Raw genomic sequence first — 13,392 nt, forward strand, 5'->3', positions numbered from 1 at the left:
CAAAGAGGCGCACCTAGCGACACAGCTTGCACAATATAAGCAAATAACACAAAAAAGGCGAGAGTAAAGTGCATTAGGCGTTTCTTACCATTTTATCGGTAGAGTGGCGGGGGGCTGTAGTGAAAAAACAACCTTGGCACTATTTTTTACGACGACCTATGATTAGGCGTCTGGTTGTGCTGTTTTAGCGTTCACGCAGTGCATTGTCGCGGGCCTTAAAAATAGGTTTAAGAAGATAGTTTAAAATGGTTTTTTGACCGGTTATAACATCCACCGATGCCACCATACCTGGGATGATGGGCAGCACCTTGCCGTTGCGGCGCATGCTCTTATCTTTGGTGCGCACCTGCACCAGATAGGCGGCTTGCCCATTTTCATCGGTAATGGCATCGGCACTGATGTGGGTCAACTCACCCTCTAACCCGCCATAGATGGAAAAATCATAGGCGGTAAACTTAACCGTGGCGGGCTGCCCTGGGTGTAGGAACGCAATATCTTTGGGGTCAATACGCGCCTCGACCAGGAGAGAATCCTCGGTAGGCATGATCTCCATCAGGGTTGCGCCAGACTGCACCACCTGACCGATGGTGTTGACATGGACCCGGATAACTGTACCGTTGACCGGTGAGCGAATGGCGCTGCGTGTCACCCGATCTTCCAAAGCGCTGCTGGATTGTTGGATGCGTGTCAGTTCACTGCTGGCGGTGTTCAGATCTTCTTGAACCTGCGATTTAAAGGCAAGGGTGGCCTCTTCAAGTTTGCTTTTGCTCTCGATTAATGCCGAGCGGGCGCGGGGGATGGCATGTTGCAGGCTGGTGATTTCACCCTTTAGGTTGGCCTCTTCCCGTTGCGCGTGCAGCAGGGTCACTTCACCCACCAACCCTTTTTCGACCAGCGGTTGGGTCAGTTTGATCTCCTTACGGGTTAGGTGGAGGCGCTCTTGAAATTGCAGGATGGCCGACTCTGCTTCAGCCAGCTCCTGTTGGCGCTGCACGATCTGCTGTTCACGGATCTGTATGTTGTTGAGCAGGCTCTGGCGCCGACTTTTGAACAGCGACTGCTCCGAGGCCGCCAGCTCAGGATCTTGTTCAAGAATGGCCCCCGGCACTTCAAACACGCTGGCCCCTTGCGCTTCAGCCGTTAGCCGCGCGATGCGGGCTTGCAGAGCAAGGATACGGGCCGCACTCTCATTATAGGTGGCCTGAAACTGGGTATCATCAATACGCAGTAGGATATCCCCCGTCTTAACCTCATCCCCCTCGCGCACCAAGCGTTCCGTCAGACGGCCCGGTTCTAGGCTTTGAATGCGCTGGACTTGACCTGATGGAATGACTTTACCCATGCCGGTGGTGGCTTCAACCACCTCCGCATAGGCCGCCCACAGCAGCGCCACCGCAAAAAAGAGGGTCGAGCACCATAACAGCACATGGCTAACTACCCCAATACGGGCGGATCGCGCGGTGATGCGGGCGTCTGCAAAACTCTCTGAATTCCATTGCGACATCAGCTTTTAACCCTAAATTTGCCTTCTTTAAGTTGCCATAAAATGGCCTCTTTAGGGCCATCGGCAAGAATTTGGCCATCTTCAATGATTACAACACGATCCACCAAGGAGAGTAAGGAGGCCCGATGGGTTACCAACAGCAAGGTTTTGCCAGGTAACGTATCTTCAATCACCTTTTTAAAACGCTCCTCCGAGCCGCTATCCATGGCGCTGGTAGGTTCGTCCAGCAGCAAAATGGGAGGGTTATGGATCAACGCACGGGCGATGGAAACGCACTGCCGCTGCCCACCCGAAAGGCCCTGGCCCTGCTCACCGATAACCAGATCCAAGCCATCGGGATGGCGATCGGTAAACGCCGCAACACCCCCCTGTTCCACCGCGCGGCGTAGGGTGGAATCATCGGCAAAGGGGGCGCCCAAGGTAATGTTTTCACGAATGGTACCATAGAGTAGGCCGGCATCTTGGGTCACACAACCCATATTGCGGCGCAGGTCGGCGGGGTCGATTTGACGGGCATCCATATCATCCACCAAAACCAGGCCTTCGGTGGGGGGGTAGAGTCCTTGCAGCAATTTAAGCAAAGTGCTTTTGCCTGATCCAACCCGTCCGATAAAGCCGACTTTTTCACCGGGTTCAATGAGTAGATTAAGCTTTTGCAAAGCGGCGGTTTTGGCATTGGGGTACTGGAACGAAAGATCTTTGAGTTGAATCTTACCCGAGAGGCGAGGGCGGCTAAGAAAGGTGCGTCCCTCGGGGCGCTCTTGGGGGGTGTTCATGATTTGATTGAGGGTGCGTAGGGAGATCATGGTTTGTTGAATGCGCACCATCAAACCTGCCACCTGGGAGAGGGGGGCCAAGGCCCGCCCGGTCAGAATGGTACAGGCGATGAGCGCCCCCATGGTGATCTCACCGGCATTGATGGCATAAACCCCCACCACCACCACCGCCACCGAGCTAAACTGCTGCACAAGCATGGCGAAATTCACCCCCAGGGTGGAGAGAAAACGCGACTGCTGGGCGGTTTTAGCGGTTTCGATGATGCAATTTTCCCACTTGCCGGCAAGGTGTCCTTCGGCATTATTAAGTTTGATGGTCTCTAGGCGGCCCAGGGTTTCCACCAGCATGGCGTTTTTCTGGGCAGACTCTTTGAGGGCACGATTCATGACCCGGTTAAGGGGGGCTTGCAGCAGAAGCCCAACCAGAATCACCACTGGCATGCAGACCAGGGGGACCATGGCGACATTAAGGCCACCCAGTTGCGCGACCAACACCACAAAAATCAGGGTGAAAGGGAGGTCGATAATGGCGGTAAGGGTGGCCGAGGTGAAAAAGTCACGCAGGGGTTCAAACTCTTGAAGATTACGCGCCATGGCTCCGGTGCTTTGGGGCTGGTAGCTTAACTGCATGCCGCTAACATGGCGGTAGATGTTTGAGGCCAGTACAATATCCACCCGTTTTCCAGCGGTATCCAAAAAATGGGCGCGTAGGGTGCGTAGTAAAAAATCAAAGCAGTAGACAATGGCTACCCCAAGGGCCAAAACCCAGAGGGTCTCCATGGCTTTGTTGGGCACCACGCGGTCATAGACGTTCATGACAAACAGTGAGGAGGCCACGGTAAAGAGGTTAATAAGTAAGGAGGCCACGGCAACTTCGCTGTAGATAGGCCAGTAACGGAACAGCGCACTCCAAAACCAGTGACCCGTGGTTGGGTTGCCAATAAAGCTGGTGCGGGCATCATGTTTAAACATGGGGCTTACCAGAATGGCGTGGCCTTCGTAGCGCTCGTCGAGTGCTTGGCGATCCAGACGGGTTTCGCGGCCACTTTCGGGCAGCAGCAGGTGGGCTTCATCCTCATCCCAGCCCAGCAGTACCACAGCCATACGGCCATGCAAGAGCAGCACGGCGGGCAGGTGTTCCGTGTGCAGTGCGTGTAAGGGCTGTTTGCGAATATGGGCCTTCAGGCCAGCCTGTTCAGCAGCACGCAAAAAAAGTTCGGGGGTTAGGCCCGCTTCGGTCAGGGGTAGGTTTGCTGTTAGGCTCTGCACCGTGGCGGGCAAGTGCCAATGGTGGGCCAGAAACAACAGGGTGCCCAAAAGGGGGTCTTCACTGCGTGGGTCGTGCCCCTCCAGTGTCCAATGTGGGGGTTGTTGGGGGGTGGTTTGATCCATAATGCTCTAACCGGTGTTTCATGAGTGAATGGTGCCAAGGTGGCCCATCTTCCATGTTAAGGATAGTGCGAACCCGCCTTGTATACTAGTATATTTACCCAAGATTAGTGACAGCTTCCGGGTAAAGGTTGAAGAACAGGGATACCTTTTGCAAATTATGTGGTAGAAAATGGGTGCAGGATGGCACGTCATGTGCCAGAGATGAGGTGCCAGAGGTCAGTCGACCTTATAATAGCAGCCATGGGTTCTTTGTCGTCACTATCAAAGAGGCCCGCAGCGACCGGATGGAATGATGCACGGTGTCATTTTTTTAGCCTTGGAAGAGTACCTGGATGAGCGGCTGGGCGACGATGCATGGGAAAAGGTCGTGGAAACCGCCGGCATTGCCGACACGGAATTTACGCCAGATCGTATGTATGATGCCCAGGATTGGGAAGCGCTACTGTTGGCTGCGGCCCAGGTTATGGAGATGGAGCGTGCTGCACTGTTAGAGGATTTTGGTGCCTATATCGTGCCGGGCTTGATGGAGATGGGCGAGGCGATGAATTTGCTGGATCACCGCTGGCGCACCATGGACTATTTGGAGAATGGTAAGGAGCTGATTCAGGCCGCCATTCGCATGCAAATCCCTGGTTTTATCCCGCCGGATATCCGTACCCTACGTTTGCGGCAGGGGGAGGCCGCCGTGGCCTACATGGCAAAAAACCGCATGGGTCCGTTACTGAAAGGGGTTGCCAAAGGGTTGGGTGAGCATTTTGAAGAGCCGCTGGATATCTGGGTGGCAGAACCCCGTGCGGGCAGCCATTTTTACCGCATCAATGTGCGCTTGGCTGATCATGAAAAACTGCGTGCAGTGGATATGGTGCGGGAGTTTAATACGGTTCGTACTCAGGGTGGCAAGGTTAAGTTTTACAACCAGTTTATGGGGGTTCCGTTTACCAACGAGGGCACCGTGCTGGATGTCAATGAGGATGGCATCCAACTGCTGACCACGCGGGACCAGTTGTTGGCTATGCGACGGACCAATGAGACCTTTTTGGCATTGCAGCATCTCATGGTGGGGGTGCATGCCCACGTGCGCAAAATGGATGTCAATAAAGGCATGGTGGTATTGGACCGTATGCTGTTGACCGATGGAGCCGTGGGCCAGCGTCAGGAAACACGGGTGGAGCCTCCCGCCGAGATTCGTTTACAGATGGGGGTTGCGGGCAAACGTTTTCAGGGATTTTTAAAGGACATCTCTGCCAATGGAGCCTCGTGTCGTTTTAGCCGCTCTGGGTTGAGTGAGCACTTTTTGTTTCTTAATTGCAAGCTGGAGTTTTTGGTGCCGCTGAGTGCCTTTGAAAACCAAGATTCGTTAGCCAATACCAACCAATATTTTATTGCCGAGGGCAATATTTTGGATGTTATCATGGATGAAAAAGAGGTCATTGTGCGCTTGATCTTCGACGTTCTGACCGATAACGCCAAAAAATTGATTACCCTGTTTGTCGCCGAGCGTAAACAATCGGTGATCCGCCATATGTCCCAAATCAGCGCTTAACCCACAAGCAGAGACCGCTTGGTCGCTGGGGTCTCTGCTCGATTCGCCTTACGCCCGTTAGGTCGGGTCTACACGCTCTCTTGTCCCTCGTATTGCCCCTCGTGTTGTCATGAAATTTCCCGTAAGTCCCACTCTATGTTTGTTGTAAAAAAACCTACGGTGTGTTGGCTTTGTTGAGGGTGTTTGGAGCTTAACGTTGCTGCTGTGGCGAGCCAGCTGGTGGGGTTATCGGGGGCGCGAATGGCGGTGGTGGGGTGCGTTGGACGGTCAAAGCCCTGTTCCCATGAAGATCTTGCCAGATAGCAAGCAGAGGGTGGCGCTTTGTATTGTCGGGGAAAAAGAGGGTGAAGGTGGTCAGTTAAAGAATTGAATTATCTAAATATAAAGGGGAATATAGACCCGCTATGGGGTTCAGAGTTCCATTTTTTTCGAGAAAAAAGTGTATGTGGGTGTAAAAAACTGGTCGTTTCTATAGAAAATGTGAGCTAGTGTATATTCTGAAAAAAATCTAAAAAAGTTCCCGTAAGGGGCAAAAAAAAACCTGAAGATGTTCTTTTGAGGAAGGGGTGAACGATGATGAAGTGCACCATGAAAAAACGTGCTCATACGTTTTTAAGAGGATTATTCAGCGTCATAGGGGTGTTGCTGCTGGTTGCCAGCCAACCGGCTATGGCCGAGGACAAGGAGCTGCCAGCAGAGGTGGTTAACCCCTTGGATCGGCCCCTCAAGGCGCTGAAAGCCTTTGCTTCTATGAGCAAAGAGAGCGCAACCTGTGCCACCTGCCACCGCGAAGACAATATCGGTCTGTATAACCAGTGGGGGCGTTCTAAGCACTATGGGGCGAATGTGGGTTGCTACGAGTGCCACCAAGCCAACCCGAATGATCCAGATGCCTACCGTCACAAGGGTAAGGTGATCAGCACCATCGTCAGTCCCAAGGATTGTGGTCGCTGCCATGAAAAAGAGTCCATAGAGTTCCAAAGCAGTGCCCATGCCGGTGCCGCTGATTTCGAGGGCTCCACCGAGCACGCCATGGCGATGATGGCGCAGGGGGCCCACGAGGGCAAAGATGTGGATAAAGCGGCGGGTTCCCAGGCCTGCGTGCAGTGCCATGGTGCCAAAATCAAAGTGAACATGAGCGGCAAGCTGCTGCCCGAGACCTGGCCCAACAGCGGTATTGGCCGTCTGAACCCCGATGGTTCCCGTGGGGCCTGTTCGGCGTGCCATCAGCGTCACGAATTCTCCCGTGCCCAGGCCCGTCGTCCTGAGGCGTGCGGCAAGTGTCACTTGGGTCCCGGCCATCTGCAAAAAGAGATCTATAACCAGTCCAAGCATGGGGTGAGCTACTACTCCAATATCGACCGCATGAACCTTACCTCGCCCAAGTGGATCCCCGGTGAGGATTATGATGCAGCACCAACCTGCACCACCTGTCACATGTCGGCCACCAAAGAGCAGCCCCTGACCCACAATACCAGCCTACGTGTTAGCTGGAACCTGCGCAGCCCCGTCTCTGAGACCGTCAACGATATGATGGAGCGCACCGGTGCCAAAGGTCCAGATGGCGACGAGCGTCGCGATGCCATGGCGAACGTCTGTATCTCCTGTCACTCTGAGCGCATTGTGAAAAACTTCTACGAGCAGTTTGACAGTGCGGTTGAGCTCTATAATAAAAAGTTTGCCAACCCCGGCAAAGAGATTATGGAGAGTTTGGCCGAAGCTGGTTTGATCACCAGCAAGCAGTTGGATGATACCATTGAGTGGACTTGGTTCCGCTTGTGGCACCATGCTGGTCGCGCCATGCGCCACGGGGCCGCGATGAACGCCCCCAGTGTACAGCAGTGGGAAGGCATGTATGAACTCTCCAATCTTTTCTACACCCAGCTTATTCCCCAAGCCCGTGAACTGGCAGACAAGGCAGAAGCGGCCGGTAATAAAGCTGCGGCGGATAAAGTTCGTGGTGTATTGGATGCCATTGCTACCCGTCCAGAGCATCTCTGGATGAGTGAAAAGCAGGTCGCTGCCACCACGGATAAGTGAGGCAGCGTTTATGTTTCGTTATCTCTTACTGTTAATGCTGCTCCTCTCCCCCCTTGGGGGGGAGGCGCAAGCCTATACCATTGGCAAGGGGGACCAGGATCCGGGCTACCAGATTCCGGTCATCGACTCTGCGGCGCAGATGTTGGAGCGGGCTACCCTGGCCAATCCTGTAGCGGTCACGCAAGAGACCACCAACAACCACTGTCTGGAGTGCCATGGCGTTCCAGGCTTTGGTGTGCCGCTTAAACCGGATGCCTTCGGTAAACAGCAGATCCGCCATTTGGATGTGAAGGTCGAGGCCTTCAAAAATAGCGTCCATGGGGTGCGCCGTTGTACCGAGTGTCATACCGATATTCAGCAGATCCCCCATAAACCGGGGGTCAAACGTACGGTAAACTGCGAAAGTTGTCACTTAAAGCAGTTGCATCAACTGGAAACCACAGCGGACGCCAGTAAACGGGCGACCTTGGAGAAAGCGGTTGGCAATGCCAACAATTTTCTAGCCTCGACCCATGCGCAACCCAGTAAAACGGATCCCAGTCGGCCCCGTGCTTACTGTCATGATTGTCACGACGCTCATGCGGTGTTTCCATTACGCAGTGCGCAGGGCATCAACTTTCGTCTCACCACCCCGCAAAAGTGCGGCACGTGTCACGAAAAGCAGTTGATGGATTATGAGGACTCCTATCACGCTTCGTTGGTGTTGCAAAAAGGGGATCGGACTGCGGCGGTCTGTTCGGACTGTCACACCGCGCACCAGATCTCCTCGCCCAAGGATGGTAAGGCCAAAGTTGCCATCACGGAGAACTGCGGAACCTGCCATGCCAAGGCGCTGAAGACCTATCGTCAGACCTATCATGGTCAGGTCAACGAGTTGGGTTATGGGTATACGGCCAAGTGTTACGATTGTCACGACGCCCATAAACTGCGGCAGGTAAAAGATCCGATCTCACCTGCACATCCGGATAACCGGCTAGCAACCTGTAAAAAATGTCATGCCAACGCCCCCCCGGGTTTTACCACCTTCCATGCCCATGGGGATATGCATGACAAAGAGAAATACCCCCTTATGTACTGGGTCGCTACGTCGATGCTGGGTTTGGTGTTTGGGGTGTTTGCTTTCTTCTGGACCCACTCGCTGTTGTGGTATCTGCGAGAGTATAAAGAGGTTGGCAGCTATCGTTACACAGCGGAGAACCATCCGCACCACGGGCATGGGCATGATCTTATTCAGAGCGATGATCCCTATGCCGGTAAATATATCCGGCGTTTCACCAAGGGTTGGGTGATTGCCCACGGCGTGTTGGCGGTGGGGGTGATGATCCTCTCTTTGACCGGTCTGGCGGTGCTCTACAGTGAGACCCTCTGGGCATACTATGTCATGAAACTGTTGGGTGGCCCTCAGAATGCGGCCATTTTGCACCGGATAGGGGCAGTCATGTTTGCGGTGATCTTCTTTGGTCACATTGGCTACATGCTCTACCGTATTATCTTTGTACGCAGCTACAAGTTGCAGTGGTTTGGCCCATACTCCCTACTGCCCCGTTGGCAGGATCTTAGGGATGTGATCGCGATGTTTAAGTGGTTTTTCCATCGTGGCCCAAAACCCACGTTTGACCACTGGACCTACTGGGAGAAGTTTGACTACTGGGCACCCTTCTGGGGTATGTTTATCATCGGTGTTTCTGGTTTGATGATGTGGTTCCCCAATGTGGCCGCAACCTACTTACCAGGATGGGTCTTTAACATTGCCATCATTGTGCATGCGGATGAGGCGTTTTTGGCAACGGTGTTCCTCTTCTCGGTTCACTACTTTAACTGCCACTATCGTCCCACCCGTTTTCCGCAGGATATCGTTATGTTTACCGGAACGATTCCCCTGTCGGAGTTCAAAGATGAGCGTCGGCATGAGTATGATCGTCTGGTGGCCGAGGGTAAGCTGGAGAAATATCTGGTGGACCCCCCAAGCTGCCGGGCAGAGAAAAACGCGAAAAAATTGGGGGCACTACTCATTATCATGGGTATTATCCTCTGTATCTTTGCGCTGCACGGATTTGCCGCAACCTTTGGCGGATAACGGGTAGAGCAATCAGGTTGAGTGGGGCCACGGGAGACCGTGGCCCTTTTTTTAATGCCACAACGGGGAATGAGAGACTTTTTGGAGCAAACCGCTACCCATAGATAGGCGTTATCCGTAGCTAAACTGGAATAATGCTTGCTTTAGAGGGGGAAAGAGCAACAACAGAGCGGCAAAACCCATTAAATTTTGTCGCTTAAAGGGTGACTCTGGCAGCCAATGCCGAGCAGAGCTGGACCATATTAAGGGGATGCCTTATGCACAATTCTATTACACTCACATCGTCATCCTGGCAAAACACCAAGGAGATTGCCGTCAAGTTGGTGGGGGCCGTCTATTTTGGTGGAATCTATGGATTGATTTTGGTCGCGGTTACCCAGCTTTTTCTGTTGCTCAGTCAGGGACTCTAACCCGGATATTTCAGGAATCCCCGACGCTCTCGTTTGATCTTTGGATTTTAGAGAACTTTGTTAGCGCTTGAAAATATCCATAAGTATCTTGTGCATGGTAAAATATCCTTTAAAATCCAAATCTCTACGCGATCATCGAAGGGATTTATGAAATATCCGGGTTAGTTGTTCCACGCGATGTTTGCGTAGTGCTGAAGATGCAGCACTCGGGCTTTGAAGCCGGGCTTGTGGTGTTAATGGGGCGCATGTTTTGTTTTAAAATGACGCCATAACCACAAGCATGGTTCCATCCATCCCATTTTAACAAGGTCGTGTGTATAGGTGCGATGTCACAGAGTTGGCATGGCACTTTTTTGACGTTCTGCCTTCATCTCTTTCGTCCGATGGCCCTAAGCAGGGCATAAAAGCTTTGCAAGTGTGGGTAGCTACGGCCCAGCTGCTGGGCGCGTTGTAGGGCGTTGCCAAAAATAGCCTCCACCTCCATCTCACGGCCAGCCTCATGGTCCAACAGCATGCTGGTTCGGTAGGGCTGCATGCGTTCAGTGGCCTGCATATTGACCTCGATCACATCATCCGCCAGGGCATGGCCCGCCGCTGCGGCCAAATCCACCACCTCGGCCATGACATCCCGACAGAGCTGTTGCAGGGGGGCGTCGTCCATGATTTCGCGGGTGTTTAGCCCACCAGCCAGTACAGAGACCCCGTTAAAGGGGGCATTCCAGACCAATTTGCGCCAGCGGGCGGTAACCACATTGTCGGTGGCGTGTGCGTCAATTTGTGCATGCTTAAAGAGCTGCACCAGCTGGGTTAGGGCGGGTTGCACCGGTTGGGGTGGATAGTGCCCCATGCTGAGATGCCCAAAGCAGAGATGGTCAATGTGGCCAGGTTGGGTACGGCTTACACAAACAAAGGCTAATGCGCTGATCATTGGGGTATTGGGAAAGGCTTGGTGAAGCTTTTCTTCAATCTCAATACCGTTTTGGATGAGGAGTAGGGTGGTGTTTGGCCCAATTTTGGGGGCGACCATGGCAGCTAGGTCAATTTGGGGCAGCACTTTAAGGGTGATGAGCATATAATCGGGGGTGCCGGGAAACGTTTCTGGCTGCTCGTGTACAGAGTAGGGGTGAAAGTGCTGCTCGCCAAACTTAAAGCTGTGAATGGTGATACCCTGTTGGGCGATGGTAGCATAATCGGAGCGACATACCACCGAAACCTGTGCCCCAGCGGCGGCCAGTCGGGCGGCATAAAAGCCGCCCACAGCGCCGGTACCTACCACCAATACGGTGGGTGTGTGTGGGGTTTGGGGGGGTGTGGTTGAGTCAGTCATTGCGTATGAGGAGCTTCTCAAATGAAGGTTAAGATATTCATGGCGGTCGCCATGCTGGGTTTACTGAGTGGACAAACGGCGGCGGCCGACGAGGGCAAGGTGCTGCACGACGAGAGCTGCATAGCGTGTCATGCCAGCCGCTTCAATGGCCAAGCCGAGCAGATGTACACCCGCGCAGAGCGCAAAAAGAACAGCTATGCCAGCCTAAAACAAATGGTCGCGTTCTGCAACAATCAGGTGGGTACAGGTTGGTTTGATGAGGAGGTAGGGTTGGTTACAGACCATCTAAACCGTACCTACTATAAGTTTCCAAAACCTTAAGGGCGATCATGCGCCGCCCATACCTCTGTTGAGGTGGTATGGGCGGATGATGGCCAAGCCCATGGCTTAAGGCAAACATACCGCCGCATAAACCCATGGGTGAGCGCGACTTAGGGTTGCCATTGTCTGTGGGTTTAATCTGGAAATATCTATTATATTCAATAAATTATAATATTATACTGTGTTGAGCCTGGTTTAGGGCGTGACGCAGGATCTGGGCATCCTCTTCGCTAAAGGCCACCAATACCACCCGCTCCAGTGCCACCCCCTCGCGCAGCGCTTGCAATAAAGTAGCCACCGCAATGTTGGCCGCCTGCTGTTTGGGAAAACCGTAGACCCCCGTGCTGATGGCTGGAAAAGCGATGCTGCGTAGCCCTTCCTCTTGGGCACAGCGTAGGCTGTTGCGGTAACAGTCGGCCAAGCGGGCCTGGGGATCAGGATCCTTAGCATAGACGGGGCCGACGGTGTGGATGACCCGTTTAGCGGGTAGCTCTCCTGCACAGGTCGCCACCGCTGCGCCGGTGGCTAGACCATCGGGGTAGTGCGTGTGGCGCAGGGCTTGGCACGCCTGGGTCAGGGCTGTGCCGCCGACCCGATGGATGGCACCATCCACCCCCATCCCCCCTAACAGACTGTTATTGGCCGCATTAACCACCCCATCAATGGGCAATTGGGTGATATCTGTAAGGATGATCTCAAGGGTTGTCATGGGTCGCTCCGGTTAAGCATCCAAAAAAACAGTTGGTTATAACCATTGCCGGGGGTGGTGGGCGGCCATGGAGGCGCGCCTGAATTTGTGAATATAAGGTTTATAAACAGTATGTAATGCATGATGGCATGGCAATTGCTTTTTATACTTTGGGAAACAATTTCCATCGGTCCAGGAGGGACCGCCAAGGGGATAAGCAGGGACAGCTTAGCCCTTTGGAAGATGAGGTTGCAAGGGTGTCAGGGCGAAAGGAACGCCCAGCATGCCGCCGGAGAGTAGGCCGGTTGCGATTTCTGCCAAGGAGGGACAATCATGAATATGTTCCCAACATCCATAACGCCAGCGGCCTGGCAACAGCAAAACCGTGTCGCGAACACCACGACCACGGTGGGTGGCGATGCCGAAGCCTTTCAACAGGCGCTGCAACGGGCCAGTGACACAGGCTTGCGCCCTGCTGCGCTTAATAACACCATGGTGGAGTATCTTACCCGTGCGGTGCAAGGCTCCTTAAACAGTCAAACACCGGCTCAAGGTGGTGCAGCGGTACAGACGCGGCCGCATTTGGTGGATCGTTCGGCGGCCAACTGGATCTATCAGTCGGTGCCCAATGGTGGGGTGGTGCTGGTCAACCCCAAACATGTCAACGCGGTCTATATGCAGCAGCGGGTAGAGAGTCATGTAGCCCCCGGTCAGGTTAACCGCAGCAGCGTGGGGCAGGTGGCGAAAAGCGCCTTTGGAGCGACCCATCAAAATGGTGGTGGTATGGCCGATGAGCAGCACCGTCGAGAGGTGCCTCGCATTGCCCTAAACCACAGCCCGGCGGCGCGTCTGGCCGAGGTAACAGGGGGGCGGCGTGTGGCCGCCCAAACCGTAACCACCTCGCCCAACATCCCTTTTGCCGGTTTAATTGAACGGGCGTCGGTAAGCAGTGGGGTGGATGAGCGGCTGTTGCGTTCTGTCATCTATGTGGGTTCGCATTTTGACCCACGGGCGGTGTCGGCAGAGGGTGCCCAAGGTTTGGTGCAGTTAAAGCCGCAAGTCTGGTCGGATATGGGGGTTACCGACCCCTTTGAGGCCGAGCAAAATGTGATGGGGGGTAGCCGCTATCTGCGTACCCTGTTAGACCGCTATCAAGGGCAGCGGGATCTGGCCTTGGCCGCCATGCACTGGGGCGTGAACCAGTTGGAGCGTAATCCCGATGCCATCCCCGACCGCACCGCCGATTTTATCCACAAGGTGGCTAAATTGTTGGATGCCGATGAGGGTTCGCAAGTGATGGTCTAGGCTGTAGCA

At 53.9% G+C, this 13,392-nt stretch carries 10 protein-coding genes; 6 read left to right on the forward strand and 4 right to left on the reverse strand.

Annotated elements, in window-relative coordinates:
• Window positions 1-184: 184 nt before the first annotated feature.
• Complete coding sequence (locus MMC1_RS02825; RefSeq protein WP_011712239.1) at window positions 185-1,504, reverse strand: HlyD family type I secretion periplasmic adaptor subunit; 1,320 nt, start codon at window positions 1,502-1,504, stop codon at window positions 185-187.
• Window positions 1,504-3,672, reverse strand: a complete 2,169-nt coding sequence (locus tag MMC1_RS02830; protein ID WP_011712240.1) for a type I secretion system permease/ATPase — start codon at window positions 3,670-3,672, stop codon at window positions 1,504-1,506. The genes MMC1_RS02825 and MMC1_RS02830 overlap by 1 nt, the downstream gene beginning before the upstream one ends.
• A gap of 289 nt (window positions 3,673-3,961) precedes the next feature.
• Here MMC1_RS02830 and MMC1_RS02835 point away from each other — a divergent pair, with 289 nt between their 5' ends.
• The 4 genes from MMC1_RS02835 (at window position 3,962) to MMC1_RS21810 (ending at window position 9,742) form a co-directional block, all read left to right on the forward strand.
• The gene (locus MMC1_RS02835; protein WP_011712241.1) at window positions 3,962-5,215 is read left to right on the forward strand and encodes a heme NO-binding domain-containing protein; all 1,254 of its coding nucleotides are present in this window, start codon (window positions 3,962-3,964) and stop codon (window positions 5,213-5,215) included.
• 588 nt (window positions 5,216-5,803) lie between these two features.
• Window positions 5,804-7,255 carry a multiheme c-type cytochrome gene (locus tag MMC1_RS02840; protein ID WP_160162651.1) on the forward strand — a complete coding sequence of 484 codons (1,452 nt, stop codon included), beginning with the start codon at window positions 5,804-5,806 and terminating at the stop codon, window positions 7,253-7,255.
• Window positions 7,256-7,265: 10 nt separating this feature from the next.
• Entirely contained in the window at window positions 7,266-9,332 is a 2,067-nt protein-coding gene (locus MMC1_RS02845) for a cytochrome c family protein (protein ID WP_011712243.1), read from the forward strand.
• 257 nt (window positions 9,333-9,589) lie between these two features.
• A complete protein-coding gene (locus tag MMC1_RS21810) occupies window positions 9,590-9,742 on the forward strand; it encodes a hypothetical protein (RefSeq protein WP_160162652.1) in 153 nt (50 codons plus the stop codon).
• A gap of 367 nt (window positions 9,743-10,109) precedes the next feature.
• On the opposite strand, the gene MMC1_RS02850 is transcribed toward MMC1_RS21810, so the two are convergent.
• Window positions 10,110-11,069 carry a 2-dehydropantoate 2-reductase gene (locus MMC1_RS02850; protein WP_011712244.1) on the reverse strand — a complete coding sequence of 320 codons (960 nt, stop codon included), beginning with the start codon at window positions 11,067-11,069 and terminating at the stop codon, window positions 10,110-10,112.
• A 21-nt stretch (window positions 11,070-11,090) separates the two neighbouring features.
• On the opposite strand from MMC1_RS02850, the gene MMC1_RS02855 reads away from it, so the two are divergent.
• Complete coding sequence (locus MMC1_RS02855) at window positions 11,091-11,390, forward strand: hypothetical protein (RefSeq protein ID WP_011712245.1); 300 nt, start codon at window positions 11,091-11,093, stop codon at window positions 11,388-11,390.
• 166 nt (window positions 11,391-11,556) lie between these two features.
• Here the strand turns inward: MMC1_RS02855 and MMC1_RS02860 are convergent, their stop codons facing one another.
• Window positions 11,557-12,099, reverse strand: coding sequence for an O-acetyl-ADP-ribose deacetylase (locus tag MMC1_RS02860; protein ID WP_011712246.1), 543 nt, complete (start codon window positions 12,097-12,099; stop codon window positions 11,557-11,559).
• A gap of 312 nt (window positions 12,100-12,411) precedes the next feature.
• Between MMC1_RS02860 and MMC1_RS19540 the strand changes: the two genes are divergently transcribed.
• Window positions 12,412-13,383, forward strand: coding sequence for a lytic transglycosylase domain-containing protein (locus MMC1_RS19540; protein ID WP_049757569.1), 972 nt, complete (start codon window positions 12,412-12,414; stop codon window positions 13,381-13,383).
• Window positions 13,384-13,392: the final 9 nt, after the last annotated feature.

This window comes from Magnetococcus marinus MC-1, assembly GCF_000014865.1.
Taxonomy (GTDB): domain Bacteria; phylum Pseudomonadota; class Magnetococcia; order Magnetococcales; family Magnetococcaceae; genus Magnetococcus; species Magnetococcus marinus.

What these genes read in the sequence shown, in the direction of transcription:
- MMC1_RS02825 (WP_011712239.1), bottom strand. Translation starts at nt 1,504, where the DNA reads ATGTCGCAATGGAATTCAGAGAGTTTTGCAGACGCCCGCATCACCGCG.
- MMC1_RS02830 (WP_011712240.1), bottom strand. Translation starts at nt 3,672, where the DNA reads ATGGATCAAACCACCCCCCAACAACCCCCACATTGGACACTGGAGGGG.
- MMC1_RS02835 (WP_011712241.1), top strand. Translation starts at nt 3,962, where the DNA reads ATGATGCACGGTGTCATTTTTTTAGCCTTGGAAGAGTACCTGGATGAG.
- MMC1_RS02840 (WP_160162651.1), top strand. Translation starts at nt 5,804, where the DNA reads ATGAAAAAACGTGCTCATACGTTTTTAAGAGGATTATTCAGCGTCATA.
- MMC1_RS02845 (WP_011712243.1), top strand. Translation starts at nt 7,266, where the DNA reads ATGTTTCGTTATCTCTTACTGTTAATGCTGCTCCTCTCCCCCCTTGGG.
- MMC1_RS21810 (WP_160162652.1), top strand. Translation starts at nt 9,590, where the DNA reads ATGCACAATTCTATTACACTCACATCGTCATCCTGGCAAAACACCAAG.
- MMC1_RS02850 (WP_011712244.1), bottom strand. Translation starts at nt 11,069, where the DNA reads ATGACTGACTCAACCACACCCCCCCAAACCCCACACACACCCACCGTA.
- MMC1_RS02855 (WP_011712245.1), top strand. Translation starts at nt 11,091, where the DNA reads ATGAAGGTTAAGATATTCATGGCGGTCGCCATGCTGGGTTTACTGAGT.
- MMC1_RS02860 (WP_011712246.1), bottom strand. Translation starts at nt 12,099, where the DNA reads ATGACAACCCTTGAGATCATCCTTACAGATATCACCCAATTGCCCATT.
- MMC1_RS19540 (WP_049757569.1), top strand. Translation starts at nt 12,412, where the DNA reads ATGAATATGTTCCCAACATCCATAACGCCAGCGGCCTGGCAACAGCAA.